The sequence below is a fragment of the Roseovarius sp. D0-M9 genome (assembly GCF_037083805.1).
GTDB lineage: Bacteria > Pseudomonadota > Alphaproteobacteria > Rhodobacterales > Rhodobacteraceae > Roseovarius.
On record NZ_JBAPKZ010000006.1, the window covers coordinates 18684 to 43013 of the forward strand.

The 24330-nt window shown below is 64.0% G+C and carries 27 protein-coding genes; 13 read left to right on the forward strand and 14 right to left on the reverse strand.

The window, feature by feature from the left end:
* Positions 1–44 precede the first annotated feature (44 nt).
* From V8352_RS05835 to ruvC, 4 genes are all read right to left on the reverse strand, one after another.
* Positions 45–677, reverse strand: a complete 633-nt coding sequence (locus tag V8352_RS05835) for a hypothetical protein (protein ID WP_336423330.1) — start codon at positions 675–677, stop codon at positions 45–47.
* A gap of 186 nt (positions 678–863) precedes the next feature.
* Positions 864–1889, reverse strand: a complete 1026-nt coding sequence (ruvB, locus tag V8352_RS05840) for a Holliday junction branch migration DNA helicase RuvB (protein WP_336423331.1) — start codon at positions 1887–1889, stop codon at positions 864–866.
* A gap of 5 nt (positions 1890–1894) precedes the next feature.
* Positions 1895–2563 carry a Holliday junction branch migration protein RuvA gene (gene ruvA, locus V8352_RS05845; RefSeq protein WP_336423332.1) on the reverse strand — a complete coding sequence of 223 codons (669 nt, stop codon included), beginning with the start codon at positions 2561–2563 and terminating at the stop codon, positions 1895–1897.
* Positions 2560–3054, reverse strand: a complete 495-nt coding sequence (ruvC, locus tag V8352_RS05850; RefSeq protein WP_336423333.1) for a crossover junction endodeoxyribonuclease RuvC — start codon at positions 3052–3054, stop codon at positions 2560–2562. Before ruvC ends, ruvA begins: the two co-directional genes overlap by 4 nt.
* Positions 3055–3438: 384 nt before the next feature.
* Between ruvC and V8352_RS05855 the strand changes: the two genes are divergently transcribed.
* Positions 3439–3636: a DUF1127 domain-containing protein gene (locus V8352_RS05855; protein ID WP_336423334.1), complete on the forward strand. Its 198-nt coding sequence runs from the start codon at positions 3439–3441 to the stop codon at positions 3634–3636.
* Between the two features lie 243 nt (positions 3637–3879).
* On the opposite strand, the gene V8352_RS05860 is transcribed toward V8352_RS05855, so the two are convergent.
* From V8352_RS05860 to V8352_RS05880, 5 genes are all read right to left on the reverse strand, one after another.
* Positions 3880–4179: a hypothetical protein gene (locus tag V8352_RS05860; RefSeq protein WP_336423335.1), complete on the reverse strand. Its 300-nt coding sequence runs from the start codon at positions 4177–4179 to the stop codon at positions 3880–3882.
* A gap of 166 nt (positions 4180–4345) precedes the next feature.
* Positions 4346–5218, reverse strand: coding sequence for a 50S ribosomal protein L11 methyltransferase (locus V8352_RS05865; protein ID WP_336423336.1), 873 nt, complete (start codon positions 5216–5218; stop codon positions 4346–4348).
* Positions 5219–5239: 21 nt separating this feature from the next.
* Positions 5240–6472, reverse strand: coding sequence for an MFS transporter (locus V8352_RS05870; protein WP_336423337.1), 1233 nt, complete (start codon positions 6470–6472; stop codon positions 5240–5242).
* Positions 6473–6524: 52 nt separating this feature from the next.
* Positions 6525–7418 carry a DMT family transporter gene (locus V8352_RS05875; protein ID WP_336423338.1) on the reverse strand — a complete coding sequence of 298 codons (894 nt, stop codon included), beginning with the start codon at positions 7416–7418 and terminating at the stop codon, positions 6525–6527.
* Between the two features lie 20 nt (positions 7419–7438).
* A complete protein-coding gene (locus tag V8352_RS05880) occupies positions 7439–9637 on the reverse strand; it encodes a primosomal protein N' (RefSeq protein WP_336423339.1) in 2199 nt (732 codons plus the stop codon).
* 101 nt (positions 9638–9738) lie between these two features.
* Here V8352_RS05880 and fsa point away from each other — a divergent pair, with 101 nt between their 5' ends.
* The 5 genes from fsa to V8352_RS05905 all read left to right on the forward strand — a co-directional run bounded on the left by fsa (position 9739) and on the right by V8352_RS05905 (position 13259).
* A complete protein-coding gene (gene fsa / locus V8352_RS05885; RefSeq protein WP_336423340.1) occupies positions 9739–10392 on the forward strand; it encodes a fructose-6-phosphate aldolase in 654 nt (217 codons plus the stop codon).
* Between the two features lie 172 nt (positions 10393–10564).
* Positions 10565–10687, forward strand: a complete 123-nt coding sequence (locus V8352_RS05890; protein WP_336423341.1) for a hypothetical protein — start codon at positions 10565–10567, stop codon at positions 10685–10687.
* Positions 10688–10889: 202 nt separating this feature from the next.
* Complete coding sequence (locus tag V8352_RS05895; RefSeq protein ID WP_336423342.1) at positions 10890–11594, forward strand: DUF484 family protein; 705 nt, start codon at positions 10890–10892, stop codon at positions 11592–11594.
* Positions 11591–12517 (forward strand): tyrosine recombinase XerC, encoded by a 927-nt coding sequence (locus V8352_RS05900; protein WP_336423343.1) that lies wholly within the window; start codon positions 11591–11593, stop codon positions 12515–12517. Before V8352_RS05895 ends, V8352_RS05900 begins: the two co-directional genes overlap by 4 nt.
* 46 nt (positions 12518–12563) lie before the next feature.
* Entirely contained in the window at positions 12564–13259 is a 696-nt protein-coding gene (locus V8352_RS05905) for a CDP-alcohol phosphatidyltransferase family protein (RefSeq protein WP_336423344.1), read from the forward strand.
* A gap of 221 nt (positions 13260–13480) precedes the next feature.
* Here V8352_RS05905 and V8352_RS05910 read toward each other — a convergent pair whose 3' ends face one another.
* Complete coding sequence (locus tag V8352_RS05910; RefSeq protein WP_336423345.1) at positions 13481–13936, reverse strand: methylated-DNA--[protein]-cysteine S-methyltransferase; 456 nt, start codon at positions 13934–13936, stop codon at positions 13481–13483.
* Positions 13937–13951: 15 nt separating this feature from the next.
* Positions 13952–14743, reverse strand: a complete 792-nt coding sequence (gene trpA, locus V8352_RS05915) for a tryptophan synthase subunit alpha (RefSeq protein WP_336423346.1) — start codon at positions 14741–14743, stop codon at positions 13952–13954.
* 121 nt (positions 14744–14864) lie between these two features.
* Between trpA and ychF the strand changes: the two genes are divergently transcribed.
* The 3 genes from ychF to V8352_RS05930 all read left to right on the forward strand — a co-directional run bounded on the left by ychF (position 14865) and on the right by V8352_RS05930 (position 18280).
* Positions 14865–15962 (forward strand): redox-regulated ATPase YchF, encoded by a 1098-nt coding sequence (ychF, locus tag V8352_RS05920; protein ID WP_336423347.1) that lies wholly within the window; start codon positions 14865–14867, stop codon positions 15960–15962.
* Between the two features lie 87 nt (positions 15963–16049).
* Positions 16050–16982 (forward strand): glutaminase, encoded by a 933-nt coding sequence (locus V8352_RS05925; RefSeq protein WP_336423348.1) that lies wholly within the window; start codon positions 16050–16052, stop codon positions 16980–16982.
* 89 nt (positions 16983–17071) lie between these two features.
* Positions 17072–18280, forward strand: a complete 1209-nt coding sequence (locus V8352_RS05930) for a pyridoxal phosphate-dependent aminotransferase (RefSeq protein ID WP_336423349.1) — start codon at positions 17072–17074, stop codon at positions 18278–18280.
* Positions 18281–18297: 17 nt separating this feature from the next.
* Here V8352_RS05930 and V8352_RS05935 read toward each other — a convergent pair whose 3' ends face one another.
* The 3 genes from V8352_RS05935 to V8352_RS05945 are packed head-to-tail and all read right to left on the reverse strand — an operon-like array spanning position 18298 to position 19965.
* Entirely contained in the window at positions 18298–18987 is a 690-nt protein-coding gene (locus V8352_RS05935; protein WP_336423350.1) for an SDR family NAD(P)-dependent oxidoreductase, read from the reverse strand.
* 12 nt (positions 18988–18999) lie between these two features.
* A complete protein-coding gene (locus V8352_RS05940; RefSeq protein WP_336423351.1) occupies positions 19000–19206 on the reverse strand; it encodes a hypothetical protein in 207 nt (68 codons plus the stop codon).
* A gap of 21 nt (positions 19207–19227) precedes the next feature.
* A complete protein-coding gene (locus V8352_RS05945; protein ID WP_336423352.1) occupies positions 19228–19965 on the reverse strand; it encodes a cupin domain-containing protein in 738 nt (245 codons plus the stop codon).
* A gap of 167 nt (positions 19966–20132) precedes the next feature.
* On the opposite strand from V8352_RS05945, the gene V8352_RS05950 reads away from it, so the two are divergent.
* The 4 genes from V8352_RS05950 (at position 20133) to V8352_RS05965 (ending at position 24327) form a co-directional block, all read left to right on the forward strand.
* Positions 20133–21380, forward strand: coding sequence for an ABC transporter substrate-binding protein (locus V8352_RS05950; protein ID WP_336423353.1), 1248 nt, complete (start codon positions 20133–20135; stop codon positions 21378–21380).
* An 84-nt stretch (positions 21381–21464) separates the two neighbouring features.
* Entirely contained in the window at positions 21465–22394 is a 930-nt protein-coding gene (locus V8352_RS05955) for an ABC transporter permease (protein ID WP_336423354.1), read from the forward strand.
* Positions 22391–23209: an ABC transporter permease gene (locus tag V8352_RS05960; protein ID WP_336423355.1), complete on the forward strand. Its 819-nt coding sequence runs from the start codon at positions 22391–22393 to the stop codon at positions 23207–23209. The genes V8352_RS05955 and V8352_RS05960 overlap by 4 nt, the downstream gene beginning before the upstream one ends.
* Before the next feature lie 14 nt (positions 23210–23223).
* Positions 23224–24327: an ABC transporter ATP-binding protein gene (locus V8352_RS05965; RefSeq protein ID WP_336423356.1), complete on the forward strand. Its 1104-nt coding sequence runs from the start codon at positions 23224–23226 to the stop codon at positions 24325–24327.
* The last annotated feature ends 3 nt before the right edge of the window (positions 24328–24330 follow it).

Here is a 24330-nt window from a genome sequence, read left to right on the forward strand (position 1 = left end):
TCCCATGTTTGGCCATATGCCGCGCCGCGATCCCGGCGCGGCGCTCAGCTGTCGCGCGCGGCCAGACGTGCGCCCAGCCTCAGCGCATGGGCCGCATCCTGAGCGGCGCGCGGCAAGATGGGATCATACGCCGCGCGGATCAACTGACCGATGTCAGGTCGCAGCACCGCACCCTCCTGCCCCGGCAGGAGAGCGAGCGCAGAGCGGTCCTGAAAAGCCGTATCGGACCACAGCAGGATCGTCTGCACCGCCTGGCTCAGCGCCAGCGTCTCAGCAGGAACAGCGCTCAGGTGCTCGTCCATGCGCAGGAACACGAAGGCGGCCTTGATCGCTCCGTCCGACTCGAAACGAAAGATGCGATACTGGTTCGCATCGGCCTCCTTCAAGCGGGTAACCAGAGGGTCCAGATCCGGGATCATGCGGCCCAGATCGGGCAGCTCCAGCAGCTCGTCCCACTCCCGAAAGAAGAAAATCATCAAGTTTGCGCCGAGTTCGGGATCGGTCTCGACCATCTCGTGCCCAGCCAGCTGCGCCACCGCCTCGATCGCGCCCTTGACCACCGCCAGCGTGGCATCGTCGACCCCGAACACGACGGGCGCGATGGGCCGCCCCCAGCGGGCGCACAGGTAGCTGCCATCCGAGCGGGTGAAATATGTTTCGATCTCTTCGGGTGTCATTGCCGCCTCCAGAATGGTGAGCGGCACATGCCTAACGCAGGTTCGCGCCCGGAGGAAGGGCATGTGCCCCCAAGCCACTCAAGGATTTGGGTATTCTTGCCAAGAAAAGCACGGAAGGCGCGCAAGCTCCCCTCACTCTTTCATTGTTCTTCAAATACTCATTCTTCGCTGCACCACGTGGTGCACTCAAAACAGGTCGCCCTGCCCGGCAGGTTTCGGTGGGGCAAGCCCCATATGGCTCCATGCCCCTTGGGTCAGCATGCGCCCACGCGGCGTGCGCTGGATCAGACCGCGTTGCAGCAGGTAGGGTTCAATCACCTCCTCCAGCGCGTCACGCGATTCCGACAGGGCGGCGCTGAGCGTCTCGATACCGACGGGGCCGCCTTGGTAGGCTTCGGCGATCAGCGTGAGGTAGCGCCGGTCGGCACTGTCGAGGCCAAGGTGATCGACGCCAAGGCGCGTCAGCGCGCTGTCGGCCAGCTCCCGCGTGATCGTGCCGTCGCCGTCGATCAGCGCAAAATCCACCACGCGGCGCAAAAGGCGGCCCGCGATACGGGGTGTGCCGCGAGCGCGTCGCGCGATCTCGTGCGCCCCTTCGACGGCGCAGGGTATGTTCAGCAGTTTGGCGTTGCGGGCGACGATCTCGTGCAACTCGTCCACGGTATAAAATTGCAGCCGGGTCGGAATGCCGAAGCGGTCGCGCAGCGGCGTTGTCAGCAGACCCAGCCGCGTGGTCGCCCCAACGAGGGTGAAGGGCTGCAGTTCTATCCGCACGGTGCGCGCGGCGGGCCCTTCGCCAATGACGAGGTCCAACTCGAAATCCTCGAGCGCGGGATAGAGCACCTCCTCGACCGCCGGATTGAGGCGGTGGATTTCGTCGATGAAAAGGACGTCGCGCGCCTCGAGATTGGTGAGGATCGCCGCCAGATCGCCCGCCTTGGCCAGCACCGGCCCCGAGGTCATGCGAAATCCGACGCCGAGCTCCCGCGCCATGATCTGCGCCAGCGTCGTCTTGCCCAGGCCGGGCGGGCCATGAAAGAGCGTATGATCCATTGCCTCGCCGCGCTGGCGGGCCGATGCGATGAAAACGCGCAGGTTGGCGCGTGCCTCGGCCTGGCCGATGAATTCGCCCAAGTGCTGAGGGCGCAGGCTGCGCCCTTCGTCCTCGGCCAGTTTCTCAGGGCGCAGGGTCGGATCGGGGGCGTCGCTCATCCCTATCAGCCCTTCGGTGCCAGGAGTTTCAGCGCGCCGCGAATGAGATCAGCGGTGCCAGCCCCTTCGGCATCCCCCGCCGCCTGCGCCACGGCGCCTGCGGCCTCGCCGGGGGCATAGCCGAGGTTGGTGAGCGCCGACAGCGCCTCGGCCTGCGGGCCGGGACCGGCGGCAGCCACGGGCGGTGCGGCGGGCGGCGCCGTCTCGATCACCGCGCTATCGCCGTCGATGGTGGGCGGCGTCGGCGCGGGCCCTGCGCCCATCGCCATGATTTCGGGCGCCTTGTCCTTCAGCTCATTCACGACACGCTGCGCCGTCTTGGGGCCAATCCCTCGCGCCGCCTTGACCGAATTCCAGTCGCCCAGCGCGATGGCGCGCCCGATACCGTCGGGGCCAAGCGCGCCGAGGATGGCGAGGCTCGCCTTGGCGCCCACGCCCTGAACGCTCATCAGCAGGCGATGCCATTCCTTTTCGACCAGTGTCGGAAAGCCGAAGAGTTGCAGGATATCCTCGCGCACCAGCAGATCCGTATAAAGCGCCGCATGTTCGCCGGCGCGGGGCAGCCCCTGCATCGTGCGCTCCGAACAAAAGACGAGGTAGCCAACGCCGCGCACGTCAATCAGGACGTGATCGGTGGCGCGATAGTCGATGCGGCCGGCGATACGCCCGATCATGCCAGCGACCTTTCGATGCGCGCGCGACTGGCGAAGTGATGCGCATGGCAGATGGCGATCGCCAGCGCGTCGGCGGCGTCGGGCCCGGTCAGAACCGCGCCGGGCAACTGCATCTTTACCATATGCGCGATCTGCTCCTTGGTGGCGTGGCCGACGCCGACCACTGTCTTTTTCACCTTGTTGGGGGCGTATTCGCCCACATGGATCCCATATTGCGCTGGCGCCAGCACCGCGATGCCGCGCGCTTGGCCCAGCTTCAGCGTGCCTGCGCCGTCCTTGTTCACGAAGGTCTGCTCGACCGCCGCCGTGTGCGGGGCGTATTGGATCAGGATCGCGCCCAGCTGTTGGAAGAGCGACAGAAGCCGCTGCGGCATCTCATCCCCGATCGAGTGCAATGTGCCGTTGGCCACATGGCTAAGGCGACTGCCATCGACGTCGATCACGCCCCAGCCAAGATTTCGCAATCCCGGATCGATCCCAAGAACACGCATGATGTATCGCCCCTGCCCTGCCGCCTGTCTGGCGGCGCCTCGTCTCCGCTTTTGCGCGGCTTGGGAATTGCTTAGCACGAAAGGGGAACGCGGTCCAAGCGGTTTGGCGCGTCCGTTTCATCGCCAGTGCCGCCGCGCCCAAATTGCTGCATTGCAGCAATTCCGCAACCAGCATCACAAGACGATCACTCTGCGGTCACAAAAGCGTTAATTAAAAGCCCTAAGACGCCCCTGCGGACCTATGCACCGGGCGCATGATGACTATGCAAAAGGGCAGTGTTGCCAGATCAGGGGGCCGCATCTATCTGCAGTGCAGCACCAGAGAATACTCTCTGCCAACCAACCGTCATGACGAGGACGTCATGCAAATTCAGGATAGTTAAAATGACCGCTCTCAACACGACCCGCAACACCCAACTTCAAGCCGCACCGATTGGCTTTGGCTTTGCCCGCTTTGTCGCAGCTTTCCACGCATGGAACGATGTACGCGCCACACGCAAGGCTCTGTCGGTTCTGTCGGACCGCGAACTGGAAGACATCGGCCTGACCCGCGCCGACATCGCCAACTTCAGCATCCGTTGATGGGTAAGGGCCGCTCGACCACGCTTGCCACATTCTGAAACGCGCGCCTTTCTGCCAAGGGCGCGCGTTTTGCGTTTCAGCCCCTTATCTATCCCGCGCAGGCAAGGGCCGCGACGCCAAAACCCCCCAGCCGTGACCGGGCAGGAGGGCTTTGCTGTTATAGGAATAAAATAATACTCGTTACCATCTGAACGCCAAAACATGCAGGGCGCGGCAAAGAGGCTGCCGCTCGACCTGCGGCGATCAGAGCAAAGGGGCGATCTGGGTTGCGATGGTATGCGTCACGGGATCGATCTGCATGACCCATGCGCCGACCTGCTCGGCCACGGTGCCCGCCGCCAGCGCATCGGCGCGCTCGGAGTAGGCGACATCGCCCAGATGCAACAGCACCAGCGCCTTGAACGAAAAGAAGGCGACCACCGTCAGAAGGATGCCGTGCACGGGCAGCCCTGCACGGCGGCGTTTGGGCTGAAACACGATCAGGCCATCGCGTCCGACCTTGGCTTTGTATCCACGCGCCAGCCGGTCATGAGAACGGCGCACTTTCTTCAGACGGGCATTGAACCCATCCTGCGAATTGAATTGCGATGACGTAGACATAGGCAGCATCCAAGTTTTCCGGCCCCCGCCAGATCACATGGAAAAACTAGGTCTGAAATGTGTCAATTATGAGGCAAGCACCCCAAGCCCACTGTTTTCAGGCAATTTTTCAAACAGATTTCTGCAAAGTCAGCGTGGTCCAGTCACCAATAACCTCTGCATTGACCAGACTGTTTCCGGCGCGTGTATAAACATCGATGACCTCATCTGCCTGCTCGTTCAATAGACCGGAGAGAATCGCATGGCCGCCCGCGCGGAGCGCAGCGGTCATGCCCGGCGCGAGGTCGATCAGGGGCCCTTTCAGGATATTGGCAAAGATCAGATCAAAGGGCGCGGCGGCCACAAGGTCTGGATGATCGAGGCCGGTGGCAACGATGCATTGCACGCGGCCCTCCAGATCATTGGCCGCCACGTTCACCTTTGCCACGTCCACCGCGACCGGATCTATATCGCTGGCCAGCATGACACCCGGCCACACGCGCGCGGCCCCCATCGCCAGCACCGCTGTTCCGCAGCCGATATCGGCGACAGAGGCATGCGGCGCGCCCGCAGTTGCCAGCCGGTCGAGCGCGCGCAGGCACCCTTGGGTCGTGCCATGATGGCCGGTGCCAAACGCCATGGCCGCCTCGATCAGGAGCGGCTCGGCATCCGCAGGCACCTTGTCGGCATCATGGCTGCCATAGACGAAGAACCGCCCCGCCGACACCGGCGTCAGCTCGCGTTTGACGTGGGCGACCCAGTCGGTTTCAGGCACTTGCGAAATCGCGAAGGGGCGCGCGCCATGCACCTGGGCCAAGAGGGCAAGGCCGATGGTATCGGGCTCGTCCTCGAAGTAGCCGCCAACCTCCCACGTGCCGCTGCCGTCCTCGATCTCGAATGTGCCGACGCCCATCGGCTCGGGCGTGAGATCGTCCAGCGCGTCGGCCAGGGCCTCGGCGCTGGCCTGACCCTGAAGGGTGGTGAGGGCAGTATAGGTGGGCATCGGTGCGACCTCTCAGAGGGGTTATTCCGCCGGCGCAGCAATGACGCGGGTCAGGATTGTCTCGTGCCCCGGCTCGGGATGCCGGGGGATCAGCATTGCAAGTAACAGCGATACACCCGCCATGCCAGCGGCCACGATGAAAACCGCGCCGGGCGAGATCAGCCACAAGAACCCGAGAAGCGCGGGCAGGAACACCGCCGCGATATGATTGATCGTAAAGGCGACAGCGGCCGTGGGGGCAATATCGCCGGGGTCAGCGATCTTCTGGAAATATGTCTTGAGCGCGAGCGCCAGCGCAAAGAGCAGATGGTCGACCACATAGAGCACGGCGGCCAGCACCACGCCCCAGCCGAACATGTAGATCCCGCCATAGGCAAGGAACACGATCATCAGCCCGGCATATTCAAAGATCAGCGTGCGCCGCTCGCCATAGCGCGCGACCGCGCCGCCCATCAGCGGGGCGAAGATCATGTTGGCCAAGAGGTTGATCAGGAAAAGCGCCGTGACCTCATGCACCGCAAAGCCGAACTTTTCGACCATCATGAAGCCTGCAAAGACGACAAATATCTGCCGCCGCGCGCCCGACATGAATTGCAGCAGGTAATACAGCCAGTAGCGCCGCCTGAGGATCATCTTCTTGATCTGCGGATTGGGCGCCTCGAACTGCGGATAGGCGAATAGGGCAAAGAGCGCGATGGCCGCCGTCAGCCCGCCCGACAGGATATAGACGATGTTGTAGGTCAGGCCCAAAGGCTCCCACAGGGCGACGATCAGGCCATAGCAGATCAGCGTCGCGCCCGACCCGGCGGCCAGCAGCCAGCCCAGCATCTGAGGCGCGCGGGCGCGGTCGATCCATTGCAGTTGCAGTGATTGGTTCACCGTCTCGTAATAGTGAAACCCGATCGAGCTGAGCATCGTGACGGTCAGGATGCCGCCCATGCTGGGAAATTGCGCCGTGATGGCGGTCGCGACGCCAAGAAGGATCAGCGACACGAGGCCCAGCACCTGCTCGCGCATGAAGATGATGATGGCGATGACCCCGATGGCCAGAAAGCCCGGTATCTCGCGCACCGTATGCAGCCAGCCGATATCCTGCCCGTCGAACCCCGCCACTTCGATCACGAAGTTATTCAGCAGGGCCGACCATGTGGCAAAGGCGATGGGCATCGCTGCGGCCATGAGGAACAGCAGCGTGATGGGCCTGCGCCAGAATGGCAGGGTGCGGGCATCGGCAAGGCGAACGAGGCGTGTCATGGGATCTGCTTTACGCCCGTGATGGGGGCTTGGCGAGAGGAATGTCGCCCCCTCAGGCCACTGGCACCCTTCCACTGCGCCACAGGATAAAGATGCCAGAGGCCACAATCAGGCCCGAGCCGATCAGCATTGGCAGGGTGATCTCCTCACCGAAAAGCGTCACACCCAGAAGTATCCCGAATAGCAGCCTTGAGTAGCGAAAGGGCGTGACGGCGGATACATCGCCGATGCGCATGGCCTTCATCAGGCAGGCGTAGGCGATGGTGCCCGCCGCGATAGTGCCCAGCAACGCCAGCGCCGCCCCGGCGCCGGGGCGCACAAAGGCATCACCGCTCCAGACCGCGTAGATGAGGCCCGCCAGCGCCATCGCGAAAAAGCCGTAGAGGCCGAGGATCGCCGTGCTGATCGCCGCAGGGGCCGCGCGGCTGGCCAGATCACGCCCGGCAAAGCCGACCATGCCGATGAGCGCAAGGATCGACAGCACCGAAAAGCTGTCGGTTCCCGGCTGGATGATGACCACGACACCGGCCATGCCGATGCCGATCGCGGTCCAGCGGCGCCAGCCCACACGCTCACCAAAGACAAGCGCCGCGCCCGCGACGACCACCAAAGGCGTCGCCTGCAAGATCACCGTGGCCGAGGAAAGCGGCGTCAGCGCCAGCGCCAGCACGTAAAAGAGCCGCCCCATCACCTCGAAGCAGACGCGAATCCGCATGGGCCGCGACACCACCTCGCGTTGAAAGAGCGGCTTGCCCCGCAGGACCAGAACGGCGGCAAAGACCGAAGCGCCGCCGAGGCCAAAGAGGATGAGGATCTGGCCCACGGGCAAGCTGAGCGAGGCGGCCTTGATCGCCGCATCCTCGACGGCAAAGAACGCCATGGCCGCGATCATCCACAGGCTACCAAGAACATTTGCAGGCCTGCCCGCCCAGATATTCATATGCATGATGGGTCCATCACCATGCCTCAGTAGAAACTCTGCGGGTCGATATCGACGCTGAGGCGCAGCGAATTGGGCAGGCGCAGCGCGCCCGTCCATTCGGCCAAAGCAGGCTGAAGCGCGGCACCTTTGGGCGCCTTGACCAGAAGGCGCACGCGGTGGCGGCCCCTCACCCGTGCGATGGGCGCGGGCGCAGGGCCGTAGACCTGCGCGCCAATGTTGCGCAAAGGTGCGTCGGTGCGCGCAAGATGCGTACCCACGTCGAACGCCTCTTGCATGTTGGGCGAGCTGAGGATGATGCCCGCCATGCGCCCGAAGGGCGGCATGCCTGCGTGGCGGCGCTCTTCGGCCTCGGCGCGCCAGAACCCCTCCTCGTCGCCCGACAGGATCGCGCGGATGACCGGATGCTCGGGCTGGAACGTCTGAAGCATCGCCGTGCCCGGCTTGTCGGCGCGCCCCGCACGGCCCGCCACTTGCCGCATCAGTTGAAACGTCCGCTCAGCGGCGCGCAGATCCGACCCTTGCAGGCCCAGATCCGCATCGATGACGCCGACCAGCGTCAGCAGTGGGAAGTTATGCCCCTTTGCCACCAGCTGCGTGCCGATGATGATATCTGCCTCGCCCGCCGCAATGGCGCGGATCTGCTCCTTGAGCGCGCGCGAGCTGGCGAACATATCCGAGCTGAGCGTGGCCACCCGCGCCTCGGGGAAGAGCGCCGCCGCCTCCTCGCCGAGACGCTCGACACCGGGGCCGACGGGCGCCATCTTGCCCTCGACCTCGCAGGCGGGGCATTTTTCGGGCATCGGCTTGGTCTCGCCGCATTGGTGGCACATCAGGCGCTTCTGAAACCGGTGCTCGACCATGCGCGCGTCGCAATGATCGCAGCCCACCTGATGCCCGCACGCCCGGCAGATGGTGACGGGAGCATACCCGCGCCGGTTGATGAAAAGAAGCGATTGCTCGCCCCGCTCGATGCGCTGCTTGATGGCGGACTGCATCGTGGGCGAAATCCAGCGATTGCCGGGCAGATCCTCGCTGCGCATGTCGATCGCGCGTAGCTCGGGCATCACGGCCACGCCAAAGCGCGCCTTGAGGTCGAGCCGCGTGTATTTGCCCGCCTCGGCATTCACCCATGTCTCGAGGCTGGGGGTGGCCGAGGCCAGCACGACTTGCGCGCCGCACAATGAGGCCCGCAGCACGGCCATGTCACGCGCGTTATAAAGCACCCCGTCCTCCTGCTTGTAGGAGGTGTCATGTTCCTCATCGACAACGATGAGGCCCAGATCGCGGAAGGGCAGGAAGAGCGCAGACCGCGCGCCGACGACCAATTGCGCGCCGCCCTCGCCGACCATTTTCCAGCAGCGCCGCCGTTCGGTCATGGTAACCCCCGAATGCCACTCGGCAGGCTTGGCGCCGAAACGCTCCTGCACGCGGGTCAGGAATTCGGCGGTCAGCGCGATTTCGGGCAGAAGGACCAGCGCCTGACGACCCAGCCGCAGCGTGCTGGCCACCGCCTCCAAGTATACCTCGGTCTTGCCCGATCCGGTCACACCGCGCAGCAGGGTCGTGCCATAGGCACCGCTGCGAATGGCGGTGTCGAGGCTGGCGGCGCAGGCGCTTTGATCCTCGGTCAGCGCCTTGGACGCAAAGGCCGGATCAAGGCGGCGATAGGGCGTGTCTCGGGGGGTCTCGACCTCGTCCACCGCGCCCTGCTTGACCAGCCCCTTGACGACAGAAGACGTCACGCCCGCCTCATCCGAAAGCTCCTTGAGGGTGAACGCCTGATCGCCCTGCCCCTCCAGCACGTCCAGGACGCGCTGGCGCGCATCCGTCACGCGGCTCGGCTCGCTGTAGCCCAGTCGGTAGACCTTGCGCATCGATGGCGGATCGCACAGCCCCGGCGCGCGCGTGGCAAGGCGCAGCATCGCGGACATCGGCGTCAGGGTGTAATCGGCTGCCTTTTGCAGGAATGCCTGCATCTCATCGGCCATGGGCGCTACGTCCAGCACGCGGATGATGCTGCGCACCTTGGCCAGATCATAGCCGCCCTCGCCCGGCCCCATGACCGCGCCCAGCACCTTGCGCGGGCCCAGCGGCACTTCGACGAAAGCGCCCACATGACAGCCCCCCTCGGGCGCGCGGTAATCCAGCGTGCGGTCCAGCGGCTGCGCCGTCAGCACGCCGACCAATGCGCCTGCGTCAAAGAACTGGGGGCCGGCGGTCACGCGCGCATATTCCTATCCGGACCTTTCAGGGTTTCACGGGGGTCGCCCATGGGATAAACGATGGGCCAGCAAACTCCAATCCACCAGTTAGGGCCGCCATCATGAAATTTTTCGTCGATACCGCCGAAGTCGATCAAATCGCCGAGTTGAATGACCTCGGGATGGTCGACGGGGTCACCACAAACCCCTCGCTCATCCTGAAATCAGGCCGCGACATCCTGGAAGTGACCAAGGAAATCGCGGGCATGGTCGATGGGCCCGTCAGCGCCGAGGTCGTCGCCCTTGAGGCCGACGAGATGATCGCCGAAGGCCGCAAGCTGGCACAGATCGCGGGCAACATCGCCGTCAAGGTGCCGCTGACATGGGCGGGCCTCAAGGCGTGCAAGGTGCTGTCGGACGAGGGCAACATGGTCAACGTCACGCTGTGTTTCTCGTCCAATCAGGCGCTGCTGGCCGCCAAGGCGGGTGCGACATTCATCAGCCCCTTCATCGGACGGCTGGACGACATCAACCTTGATGGGATGGAGCTGATTTCGGACATCCGTCAGATCTATGACAACTACGGCTACGAGACGCAGATCCTTGCCGCCTCGATCCGTACCGTGAACCACGCCTATCAGGCGGCCATGATTGGCGCGGATGTGATGACCGCACCACCCGCCGTGATCAAGAAGATGGCCGATCACCCGCTAACCGATGCGGGCCTCGACCAATTCATGAAGGACTGGGCGAAGACGGGTCAAAAGATCGTCTGAGCAGAGAATTCATTGTGCGCGAACGCCCGGCGGATCTCTGCGCCGGGCGTTTTGCGTTCAAGGGGCTCGCCTCTGGGCCGGGTTGGACAAATCGCTGGTGCGTGATTATGTCAAGGGCACCTCATGACATTCAAGCTCTGCCAATGAGTGACAGTAGACCAAAGGACATCCCATGAAGAAAATCGACGTCAAAGATGATCTGAAGCGGTCCAAATTCCTCATCAAGGCGATGGTGGCTCAGATCGTCATCGTTCTGATCATCATGTTTTGCTACTGGGCCTACCTGAAGGCGTAAGCGCCAAATGCGCCGGACCGCCCTTGGCCTCGGTCTGGGGCCAGAAGGCCGGGGCACCGCATGCGACCCTGCGCAGAAGTCTGCCGCCATCATGCCTTGGCCCGCCACACGGCCAACTTTCTGACCCCTTGCCACAAATCAGATGAAGATTTCCGCGCAACCTCATGCTAAAACGATCAAAACCAAAAAAACGAGCGTGAGCATGAGCAGTAAACCCAAGATGGACGACCACCTGCGTGAGCGGATCATCAGTCAGCCCGACGTAATCCTTGAGGATCAAGACCTTATGCACGCCCTCATCGCCGCGAACGAGCGCGCGATGGGCGGGAATATTGTCGATCTGCGCGGCATTGCGATGGACCGGCTGGAGGCACGTCTGGACCGGCTTGAGGACACGCATCGCAGCGTGATCGCCGCCGCCTACGACAATCTTGCCGGCACGAACCAGGTGCATCGCGCCATTCTGCGGATGCTGGACCCGACCGAGTTCGAGGTTTTCCTGCGTGATCTGGGGGGCGAGGTGGCCGACATCCTGCGTGTGTCCTCCGTGCGTCTGATTCTCGAGTCGGTGCAGGACGAAAACGATCCTGCGGTGCAAAGGCTGGGCGACGTCCTGTCAGTGGCCGAGCCGGGATTCGTTGCCCGCTATATTGAAAACGGGCGCAGCGGCGAGCGCCCCGTCACCTTGCGCCAGCTCTCTGGCGGTGAGGGCGCCCTACATGGCGCAGCGGCGGCGCACATCCGGTCCGAGGCGTGCCTGCGCCTCGATTTCGGGTCGGGTCGCCTGCCCGGCATGCTGGTGCTGGGCGCCGAGGATCCGCATCAATTCACGCCGCAGCAGGGCACAGACCTTCTGGCCTTCTTTGCGGGCGTTTTCGAGCGCGCGATGCGGCGCTGGCTGTCATGATCTCGCCCGCTGCGCGGGACGCGCTCGCGCTGTGGCTGGACCACCAGCGCGCGCTGCGCGGCGCGGCGAACAACACGGTCACCGCCTATACTGGCGATGTCACCGAATTCCTCACCTTCATCACCCAGCACAAGGGCGCGCCCCAAGGCCTCGGTGCGCTCAGCGTCATCACCACCGCCGACATGCGCGCGTGGATGGCCCACGCGCGGGGCCATGATGTGGGGGCAAGGTCGCTGGCGCGCAAATTGTCGGCGGTCAAATCCTTCTACCGCTGGCTGGCCGAGCGCGAGGGCTTCGAGCCGACGGCCGTGCTGGCCACCCGCAGCCCCAAGTTCCAGCGCAAACTACCCCGCCCGCTGAGTGTCGACGCCGCAAAGAGCGTGATCGAGACGGCGGAGTTCCAATCGCTGACGCCCTGGATCGCGGCGCGCGACCGCGCGGTTATCACGCTTCTTTACGGCTGCGGCCTGCGCATTTCCGAGGCGCTGTCGCTGACCGGCGCCGACGCCCCGCTGCCCGGCAGCCTGCGCATCACCGGCAAGGGCGGCAAGGAGCGGTTGGTGCCTGTCCTGCCCGCCGCGCAGACCGCAGTTGCCGAGTATACCCGCGCCTGCCCGCACACCATTACGGCGGATGGCCCTCTTTTCATGGGCGCACGGGGCGGCGCGCTGTCCCCCCGCGCGATTCAGGGCGTAATGGCGCAGGTGCGCGCACAGCTGGGCCTGCCCGCGACGGCCACACCCCACGCGATGCGCCACAGCTTTGCCACGCACCTGTTGAATGCGGGCGGCGATCTGCGCAGCATTCAGGAGCTTTTGGGTCATGCGTCCCTCTCCACCACACAGGCCTACACGGGCATCGATACCGCCCGCCTGATGGAGGTCTATTCCCGCGCGCACCCCAAGGCACGCTCCAAGGCATGAACAAAGCCGGATTGCCCGCCATCCTCTTTGCGCCTATAGGGACGCCATGACACGCGAAATCAAAGCCCTCTCCGTCCACCTTTTCACCGCCACAGGCATTGTCTTTGCGATGCTGGCCATGCTGTCGGCGGCGAACGAGCAGTGGGGCATGATGTTCGTCTGGCTGGTCGTCGCCTTTGCCGTCGACGGCGCGGACGGGCCGCTCGCCCGCAAATACGAGGTCGACAAATACGCGCCCCGCTTTGACGGTATGCTGCTGGACATGATCATCGACTTCATCACCTACGCCTTCATCCCGGCCTTCGCCCTCTTTCAATCGGGGCTGCTGCCAGGCTGGACGGGCTGGGCCGCGATCATCGTCATCACCTTTGCCAGTGCGATGTATTTCTGCGACCGCGGGATGAAGACCAAGGACAAATCGTTCAAGGGCTTTCCGGGCTGCTGGAACATGCTGGTGCTGGTCCTCTTCGCCACCTCGCCGCCCTTCTGGTTCACGCTGGGCCTCGTGACGGTGCTGGCTGTGGCCATGTTCCTGCCGCTGAAGTTCGTGCACCCCGTGCGCACCAAGCGCTGGCGCAGCATATCGCTGCCGATGATCTTCATCTGGACGTTCTTTGCCGGCTGGGCCGCCTGGGTCGATTTCCACCCCGAAAGCTGGGCGCACTGGGGTCTGGTCATCAGCTCGATCTACCTCTTGGGCGCAGGCATCGTGCAGCAGATCGTGCCGGAGAAGAAGGGCTGACAATCCCGGTCTCTTGACTTCCCAACCTTTCGCCAAACTCCTGCCCCAATGGCGCATTAGCCAAGGTCAGATGCGCAGGCGCATGGAACCAAGATCAGCGCGACCACCGAAGGCAATTGGCGCGGCTACCTGTCCAAGCGATCCGAGCTCTATGAGCTCGACGACCCCGGGCCGAATGCGATGGTTCGCTACAAACCCGAGGGCTTCGCAGCGCTCCCCCTCTAAATCAACAACCCACCCGCTCCCTCGTGCCGGAGCAGCCAGACCTTCGTCTCGACCCCGCCCTTGCCGGAAAATCCGCCGAGGCCGCTGGTGCCCAGCACGCGGTGGCAGGGAATGATGATCGGGATCGGGTTGCCGCCGCACCCTGTCCCAATGGCCTGCGCGGGGGCTTTCAAAGCCTTTGACAGCTCGCCATAGGTGCGTGTCTGCCCGTGCGGGATTGCGGCGATGGCGGCGCAGACCTGTCGCTGAAAGTCCGAACCGCCAACGCGGGTGGGCAGGTCGAACGCGGTCAGATCGCCTGCGAAATACGCGCTCAGCTGCTCAAGCGCGCGGCGCAAGAGGGGTGTGTCGTCCGGCAAGAACGCATCGTGCCAGGCAAGCGACGTGATCGCCCCATGCTCTTCGGTGACGCAAAGCGCGCCGAGGGGCGTGGTCAGCGAGGCGCTTGGCACCGTCCCGGCCCTCGGTCAGGCGGAATGGGCGCCGTCGGCCAGCCCCTTGACGAAGGCCAGCACATCCGCCGGGCTGTCGCCCGCCGCCATGCGGCTGACGATGGCCGATCCGACGACCGCCCCATCGGCGACGCCCGCGATGGCGCGGGATGTCTCGGGCGTGCGGATGCCAAAGCCGACGATGATCGGCAGGTCCGTCTGCTTCTTGATGCGCGCGACCTCGGGCGCGACATCGCCCGCCTCGGCCGCCGCCGCGCCGGTGATGCCGGTGATCGACACGTAATAGACGAACCCCGATGTATTTTGCAGCACCTTGGGCAAACGCTTGTCATCCGTGGTGGGCGTCGCGAGACGGATGAAGTTGAGGCCCGCCGCCTGCGCGGGGATGCACAGCTCCTCGTCCTCTTCGGGGGGCAGGTCGACCACGATCAGCCCGTCGATACCCGCCTCGCGCGCGTCGATCAGGAACTGGTCCACCCCGTGATTGTAGATCGGATTGTAGTAACCCATCATCACGATGGGCGTCGTGTCGTCGCCCTTGCGAAACTCGCGCGCCATCTGAAGCGTCCGCTTCAGCGTCATGCCACCCTTGAGCGCGCGCTGCCCGGCCAGCTGGATCGTCTCGCCATCGGCCATCGGGTCGGTGAAGGGCAGGCCCAGCTCGATGATGTCGACGCCCGCACCCGGCAGACCCTTGACCACCTCCAGCGAGGTGTCGAAATCGGGGTCGCCCGCCATGACATAGGCCACGAATGCCTTTTTCCCGGCGGCTTTCAACTCGGCGAATTTTGCGTCGATACGGCTCATGGCGGTCCCTCTGATTGATGCCGTCGGGTTTGGCCCAAGCGGGCGGGGAAATCAATGGTCTGCTTGACGCCGCATACCCCTCTGCCCTAGATGCCGTGACTTTTGGATCAGGAGCGGCGTCATGGGTTTCAAAATGGGTATCGTCGGACTGCCCAACGTGGGCAAGTCGACGCTCTTCAATGCGCTGACGCGCACCGCTGCCGCGCAGGCCGCGAATTTCCCCTTTTGCACGATCGAGCCGAATGTCGGCGATGTAGCCGTGCCGGACGCGCGCCTCGACACGCTGGCGCGCATTGCGGGCAGCAAGCAGATCATTCCCACGCGCATGACCTTTGTCGATATCGCGGGCCTCGTGAAAGGCGCGAGCAAAGGCGAGGGCCTTGGTAACCAGTTCCTCGCCAATATCCGCGAGGTTGACGCCATCGCGCATGTGCTGCGCTGCTTTGAGGATGGCGACGTCACCCATGTCGAGAATCGGATCGATCCGGTGGCCGACGCCGAGACCATCGAGACCGAGCTGATGCTGGCCGATATCGACAGCATCGTAAAGCGGATGCAAAACATCACCCGCAAGGTGCGCGGCGGCGACAAGGAGGCGGTCCAGCAGGAACGCCTGCTGAAATCCGCCCTCGCCGCGCTGGAGGATGGCAAGCCCGCGCGCACGGTCGAGGTCGATGACGAGGACAAGCGCGCGTGGAAGCTGCTGCAACTCTTGACGACCAAGCCGGTGCTCTACGTCTGCAACGTCGGCGAGGCTGATGCAGCCGAAGGCAATGCGATGTCGGCCAAGGTGGCCGAGATGGCCGCGGCCCAAGGCAACTCCGCCGTGGTCATCAGCGCCCAGATCGAGGAAGAAATCAGCCAGCTCGACGCGGATGAGGCCGAGATGTTCCTGACCGAGATGGGCCTCGACGAGGCAGGGCTGAGCCGCCTCATCAAGGCGGGCTATGAGCTCTTGCACCTTGAGACCTATTTCACGGTGGGTCCAAAGGAGGCCCGCGCCTGGACGATCCGCACGGGCACCTCGGCCCCCAAGGCAGCCGGCGTCATCCACGGCGATTTCGAGCGCGGCTTCATCCGCGCCGAGACCATCGCCTATGATGATTTCGTCACGCTGGGCGGCGAGCAGCCCGCCAAGGAAGCGGGCAAGATGCGCGCCGAAGGCAAATCGTATATCGTCAAGGATGGCGACGTGCTGCACTTCCTCTTCAACACCTGAAGGCGCGCGCCGGAAGGAGAGCCGGATGACCGCAGACCCGATCCATGCGCGCCGTGCCGGACCCACCAGCGCGTCCGAGGTGGCACCATGAGCGACACCTTCCCCGAGGGCCTTCAGGATTTTCTCTGGACACTCGCAGACGACATGCACGCCGACGCCGATTGGGGCGCGCCGGCCGATTACATTCCCGAGCTGGCCGCTGTCGATCCCGCCCAGTTCGCCATCTCGGTTGCGATGGCCGACGGGCGCACGATCTCGGCCGGGGCACATGACACAACCTTTTCGATCCAGAGCGTGAGCAAGGTTTTCACGCTCGCCGCCGCGCTTGGCCGGATCGGTGATACGCTCTGGGGCCGTGTCGGGCGCGAGCCTTCGGGCACGGCCTTCAACTCCATCGCGCTGTTGGAGCAGGAAAAGGGCCGGCCGCGAAATCCCTTCATCAACGCGGGCGCCATCGTGACCACCGATGCCCTTCTGGACAAGCGCAAGCCGCGCGAGGCGCTGGCCGAACTCTTGCAATTTATCCGCTTGGCCGCCGAGGATGACGATATCTACATCGACCAGCATGTGGCCGCCTCCGAGGAGGCGACGGGCCACCGCAACGCGGCGCTGGCGCACTACCTTTATTCCTTTGGCAACCTGACGAACGAACCGGACATGACGCTGGGCACCTATATGCACCAATGCGCCATCGCCATGACCACGGACCAATTGGCGCAGTCGGGCCGGATGCTGGCAGGGCTGGAAGGGGCGCCGCGCCTCATCTCGCCCAACCGCGCGCGCAGGATCAACGCGCTGATGATGACCTGCGGGCATTACGACGGCTCGGGCGATTTCGCCTTTCGCGTTGGCCTGCCGGGCAAGAGCGGGGTCGGGGGCGGTATCCTTTTGATCGCGCCCGGTAAGGCGTCGATTGCGGTCTGGTCACCGGGGCTGAACTACTACGGCAATTCCAAGGTCGGCACGCTTGCCGCGCACCGGCTTGCAAATTTCACAGGCTGGTCCGTCTTCGGCGCCTGAACTGCCCCGCATCATCACCCGGCGTCATCACCTTGCGTCTTGGGCGCCACTGCCCGATGGTCGCACGCGCATTGCAAGAGGCCCGCACCATGACCCAGTTTCGCAAATCAACCGCGCTCTCGCGCATTCAGCCCGCCGCGACCATCGCCATCACGCAAAAGGCGCGCGATCTGCGGGCCGAGGGCCACGATATCATCTCGCTCTCGATCGGCGAGCCGGATTTCGACACGCCGGAGCACGTCAAGACCGCCGCCGCCGAGGCAGTGGCGCGGGGCGAGACGAAATATACTCCCATTCCCGGTATCCCCCAGCTGCGCGAGGCCATCGCGCAGAAATTCGCACGGGAAAACGCGTTGGATTACGCGCCCTCGCAGACCATCGTCTGCACCGGGGGCAAGCAGGTGATCGCCAACGCGATGCTGGCCACGCTCGACCCCGGCGACGAGGTAGTTGTGCCCGCGCCCTATTGGGTCAGCTACACCCAGCAGGTCGAAATGACGGGCGCGGTGCCCGTGGTGGTGCCCACCCGCGCCGAGGATGGCTTTCTCATGACGCCCGCCGCGTTCGAGGCGGCAATTACGTCCAAGACCCGCTGGCTGATCCTCAATTCGCCCTCCAACCCCTCGGGGGCCGTTTATGGCGCGCAGGATCTGCGCGCCTTGGCCGAAGTTCTGGAACGTCATCCACACGTCTGGGTATTGTCGGATGATATGTATGAACATCTGGTGTATGGCGTCACGCCATTTGCCACGATGGCCGCCGCCGCCCCTGCAATGAAGGACCGCACGCTGACGATGAACGGCGTGAGCAAGGCCTATGCGATGACGGGCTGGCGCATCGGCTATGCCGCCGGGCCGCAGCCCTTGATCGATGCCATGGCGCTGGTTCAAGGCCAGCTGACCAGCGGCGCCGCGCGGCCCTGCCAATGGGCGGCGCATGCGGCACTGACCGGGCCGCAGGATGCGATCCACAGCCAGCGGAAGGCGTTTGAGCGCCGCCGCGATCTGGTCGTCGCACGCCTCAATGCGATTGAGGGTATGGACTGCCCCACACCGCCGGGCGCGTTCTACGTCTTTCCCTCCTGCGCGGCCTATCTGGGCAAGACCACGCCGGGCGGCCGCCGCATAGACACCGATGAGGACTTTGTCATGGCCCTGCTGGAGGAGGGCGGCGTCGCCTGCGTGCATGGCGCGGCCTTCGGCCAAAGCCCATATTTCCGCGTCAGCTATGCCGCCTCGGAGGCCGAACTGACACAGGCGATGGACCGCATCGAGGCGTTCTGCAAGGCGCTGGCCTAGGCCAAAGCCGTGACGCTTCAGTAGCTGGCCTCTCTCTGGCAGGTCACGGCCATCTCGGCCACCGACGCCGTATTGGGCAGATCCAGCGCCAGTTTGACCATGCGGGCAACATCGCCCGGCTGGGTCATCTCGCCCGCCGGGAAATCGGTGATCGCCTCGGCCATGTCGGTATTGACGTAGCTGGGGCAAATCGCGGTGGCACGGACACCCTTGTCCCAGCCCGCCTGCCGGATGCCGTGGGTCAGGGCCACGGCAGAAAACTTCGTCATGGAATAGGCGCCGCTGGCCGCCGAGGCGACGCGCTTGCCCGAAAGCGACGCAAGCATGACGACCCGGCCCGTGCCGGACATCCCCAGCGCGTCCCATGAGGCGCGCACAAGACGGCGGGGGGATTTGACATTGACCTCGAGCATGGCATCCAGCGCGTCGTCACTGACCGAGATGACGTCCTGCACCTCGATGATGCCCGCACAGCAGATGACGGCATCGATGCGCCCGTAATGCGCCAGCGCAGCCTCGGCCCATGCCGCCTCGTTCGCCTCGAATGCATCGAAGGGGGCGACATGGTGATCGCGCCAGCGCGCATCCGCCTCTTCGGGGCGGCGCAGGCCCAGCGACAGGCGCCAGCCCGCATCCGCCAGAAGGCCCGCCACCTCGGCCCCTATACCGCGACTGCCACCCGATATCAGCGCAACCTTATCCATCATCTGCCTCCCGCATCACAGTTTGCGCCCATCTTGGTGCCGCCCACAGGGAATGGCAACTGCGGCGCATCGGGCAGTGTCCCGGCGCCGCGCCGCCTCGACAACTTGCACCGAAAGGCCCGATTTCATCAGCTTGCGCGCCGTTCCAAGCCCTGCGGCGACGATGATGACGACATCCGGGTTGGTCTGGATCTGGGGCGTTTGGCATGTGTCAGCGGCCATGGTCGCCTCCCCTCCCCGCTCTCAGTGCTGATCGAGATCGCAGGTTGCCGTCAGCAGGCGTGTGCCCGCCTCGATCCGCCACGCCGCGGCAGAGCCGGGCATGAGATAGAAGCTGTCGCCCTTGCCGAACGCCATATCAGGTGCATCCCCCAGCTTCACCGCGCCTTCCAGCACATGAACCAGATGACGCCCCGCGCACGGCACGGGTTCGATCAACGGCGCGGGATAGTTGTCGATATGCACGCGCATTCGGCCATCGTGGTTCACGAAACATGTCGTCCGCTCCACCACAGCGCCCTCCGGCACGGGCCTTGCGGCAAGCGCGGGGACGGTGATCCGGTGCAGGCTGTCGTTGCTGGCGGCTGCCGCGCCCGAGGTGGGCGTTGATCCGTCCAGAATCATGAAGATTTTGCGCACGGTGCCAGGCATCTTCCATTGGCACTCAAGGCCCTTCGGAATGATGAATGCCTCGCCGGGCCCGACGGCGAAGGCGGTGCCGTCCGGCATCGCCATTTCGACACTCCCCTCCAGCAGCAGCATGAATTCATCCACTGGATAGGGGCCGGGTTGATCGACGAAGGCGGTGCATTCCCAAATGCCGACCGAGTAATCCTCGGCCTCCACCTCATCATGAAAACAGCCGGATTGAACCGGCGTGCCCGAGACCAGAGCCGCAGGATCCATCTCTGGCCACGCCTCCAGCTTGGCGGCCCCAGCGCCGTCTGGAATGATTCGTTTTACGTTGGTTTTCTCTGACATCGCGGGATTTTCCTTGCTTCTTCAGGCACTCGAAAAAGGCGCTCCGGCCTCGGGTTTAGGTAAGTCTTTCTGCATCTTGGCCGATTTAGGTGCATCTGAACACCCGCGCGCAAACCGATGGTGATTGCAATGAAGCTTGACGTGCAACGCCGCTGCGCACAATCTGAATGAACGACCGTTCAGTCGATTTTCGTGTTCTGCACGCCTTGCGACGACGGAGATCGGTTCCTGCGCATCTGCGGGCCTATGTCTGCGCCATGCGCCTCACACGGGTAAGGGAAGTGCTTTCTATGGATGTTGTTGATCACCTCAATGCGGTCCGACGCGGGAAACTGTCGCGCAGGGCGTTTAATCGGGCGCTTCTGGGCGCAGGCGTCGGAATGCTGGCCACGCCGCTGACCGGCCGGCGCGCAATGGCTCAATCGGACGAGCAGGGCACCATTTTCACTTGGGGCGGCTATGACATCCCCGAGCTTTACACTCCCTACGAGGCTGCCAACGGAGCGCTGCCCAATTTCTCGATTTTCGGCGGCACCGAGGAGGCGCTGACCAAGATACGGGGCGGCTTTAACCCTGACGTTGCGCATCCGTGCAATGCGGGGCTGACGCGCTGGGTCGATTCGGGGATGTTCGCGCCGCTCGACACGTCGCGCCTGTCCAACTGGGGCGACATCATGCCCGAATTGGTCGCACTGGAGGGCAACGATGCAGGCGACGGCCAGCCATGGCTGGCGCCCTTCGACTGGGGCAGCACCTCCATCACCTATCGCACCGATCTGTTCGAGGTTGAGGGCGAGGAAAGCTGGTCCATGCTCTGGGATGAGCGCTATGCGGGACAGCTCGGATCACTCGCCTCGGGCGGAGATGCATGGTGGTGCGGCGCGATCAAGGCCGGGGTGGATTTCGCCGACATCGCAACAGACGAAGCCTTCGAGAAGATCGCGGCAGCCATGCGCGAGCAGCGCCCACTGATCCGCGTCTATACCGACGACACCACCACGCTGGAACAGGCGCTTGCCGCGGGCGAGATCGCGGCAGCGATGACGTGGAACAGCTCTGCCGTGACGCTGGCGTCCGAGGATGTTCCCGTGCGCTTTGCCCAGCCAAAGGAAGGCGCACTCACATGGGTCTGCGGCCTGATGATCCTCAAGGACGCACCCAACCCCGAGAAAGCCTACGAGATCATCGACGCCCTTCTCAGCGTTGAGTCGGGCGAGTTCATGATCAACGACTATGGCTATGGGCATTCCAATGCCCGATCGTTCGACGCCTTCGACGACGAAACGCTGACATCGCTGGGCCTGAGCAAAAAACCCAGCGATATCCTTTCAGCGGGACATTTCCAGGTGCCCCAGACCCAAGAATGGGAAACGCGGATGAACGAAACCTTCGAGATGATCAAGGCGGGGTTCTGATCGGATGCGGGCGGAGTCTGCAGCGCCAATTCCGCCTCCGCCCGCAGCCTGCGGGGCCTCGGCCGCATCCGGGCCGCGCCCATCATGAGCGATGCTGCCGCCCCATCCGCTGCAAACCGCGCCCGACCGGCCGCAAGGCCCGGTATTCTGGCCCGCCTGCGGCGCAGCAAATCGGCACAAAGCTATGGCCTCTTGTCTCCGACGCTTCTGGTGCTCATCGTCGGCGTGGTCATTCCGTTTCTCATCCTTCTGGCAATGAGCTTCTGGACGCGGCAGGGATTTGATTTCGACACCACTCTGACAACGGCCAATTACACGCGCGCTTGGGACGAGCCGATCTATGGCGCATTCCTCGCACGCTCGTTCTGGATCTCGGGCATTGCGACGGTCGCGACCCTCCTGCTGTGCTATCCCATGGCCTATTATGTCGCCTTCCACGTGCACCAAAGGAAAATGCTGTGGATCGTCCTCATGACCCTTCCGTTCTGGACCAGTTACCTGCTGCGCGTTTTCGCGTGGAAGGTGATCCTGGGCTATGAGGGCGTCATCAATGCGTCCCTCATGGGCACGGGCCTGATCGATGCCCCGATGGAATTCCTGCTCTATAGCCAGACGGCGGTGATCATCACGCTGGCTCATGCCTGGGCGGCCTTTGCCATATTGCCGATGTATGTCTCGCTGGAGAAAATTGACCGCGCGCTGCTCGAGGCGGCGGCTGACCTCGGCGACGGGCCAGCCATGCGATTCCTGCGCATTACCCTGCCCCTGTCGATGCCCGGCGTCATCGCCGCATCATTCCTGATCTTTATCCCTACAACGGGCGACTACATTACCCCTGCCCTGCTGGGCGGCCCGGACGGCGCGATGATCGGCAACCTCATCCAGTTGCAATTCGGGGCAGTCAACAACTGGCCCATGGGGGCGGCGCTGTCGATCATCCTCATGCTGTGGATCGCAGCCATTGGCCTGGTGTTTCTGTTTGTCGCACGCCGCGCACAGCAGGCCGCGACATGAGCAAGGGCAGCTATATCTCGCGGCCGAACCGCACCTTGCAGATCTATGCGTGCATCTTTCTGGTGGTGCTCTACACGCCGGTCCTGTTCATCCCTCTCTTCAGCTTCAACGCCTCGATCTACGTGCGCTTCCCGCTTAGCGGATTCACCACCGATTGGTATGTCGACCTGATGAGCCGCGACACGGTGTGGAAGGCGATGTGGAACTCGGTCCGGGTCGGCCTCAGCGTGTCGGTCATCGCGACGATCCTTGGCGTGCTGGCCGCGCGCGCCATCACGCGCCACAGGATGCTGGGGCAAAATGCCATCATCGGGTTCGTCATGCTGCCGCTGGTCATTCCAGGCATCATCTTTGGCGTTGCGCTTTTGGTGCTGCTCAGCAGGATGGGCGTGCCCCTGTCACTCTATACGGTTGCGCTGGGCCATCTCATCGTGTGCCTGCCCTTTTCGGTCGCCACGCTCTTGCCGCGCTTCGAGGGGATGGACCGCTCGATGGAAGAGGCGTCAGCGGACCTTGGCGAAAACGGTTGGTGGACCTTCTGGCGCGTGACCTTTCCGGTCGTCCTGCCGGGTATCATCGCCAGCCTGCTTCTGACCTTCACCGTGTCCTTCGATGAGTTCATCATGGCGTTTTTCCTGTCCAGCACGGATACGACCCTGCCGATGTACATCTGGTCGCAGCTGCGCTTTCCCCGCGAGTTTCCCACGATCCTCGCCCTGTCGTCACTTGTCCTCACGGTGTCCTTCGCGCTGGTCTTTGTCGCGCTCTGGATCAACCGGATGGGCGTGGTGGATGACGACAGCGCGTCCCAATAAGAGGCACAAGTCCAGTGGCCAATTCCCAACCCATCATCAGCGTGCAGCAGGTCGGCAAATCCTACGGGGCCTTTCGCGCGATCGAGAATATCTCGCTGGAGATCAAGCATGGCGAATTCTTCTCGTTGCTCGGGGCGTCGGGCTGCGGCAAGACCACCCTGCTCAGGATGCTTGCGGGCCTCGAGGATGTCACGGACGGCGAGATCCTGATCGACGGCGCGCCCATGTCGGGGGTGCCGCCCTTTCGCCGCCCGGTGAACATGGTGTTCCAGAGCTACGCGATCTTTCCGCATCTGAACGTCGCCGACAACATCGGCTATGGGCTGCGCAAGCAGCGCCTGCCCCGCGCGAGGCGCAACGAGATGATCGACGAGATGCTGTCGCTGGTCATGCTGGAGGGCTATGGCGAGCGCCGCGCCAACCAGCTGTCGGGCGGCCAACGCCAGCGTATCGCACTGGCGCGCGCATTGATCATGAGGCCCAAGGTGCTCTTGCTGGACGAGCCCTTGGGCGCGCTGGACAAACAGTTGCGCGAGCAGATGCAACTGGAACTCAGGCGCCTGCAACAAACACTGGGCATCACCTTTGTGTTTGTTACCCACGATCAGGAAGAGGCACTGACCCTGTCTGACCGCATCGCCGTCATGTCGGGGGGCGACGTGCTTCAGGTCGATACGCCCAGCGGCCTGTATGAACGGCCGCGCAACCGCCAGATCGCCAGCTTCATCGGCAACATGAACTTCATGAATGCGCGTGTACTGTCGCGGGAGGCCGGAACTGCGGCGGTCGAGATCGACGGGCTGGGCAAGATCGAGATTTCGGCCAAGGGCACCACGCTCAGCGCGGGCGACCGCACCTGCGTCGCCATTCGTCCCGAAAAGCTGCGCGTGCATACCGCCCGGCCCGAGGGCCGCGCGCCCGGCGTCGAGGGCACCCTTGAGATGACGACATATCTGGGCGAGCGCAGCCACCATCGCATCCGAGTGCCCGGCCTGGATCAGCCCCTGTCGGTCTCGTCGCAGAACAGCACCATCGAAGTCGGCGCGCCCGGCACCGGGCAGCGCCCGGTCTGGTTGACTTGGGCGGATGGGGCCCTCATCCCTCTCAACGACGCATAGGAG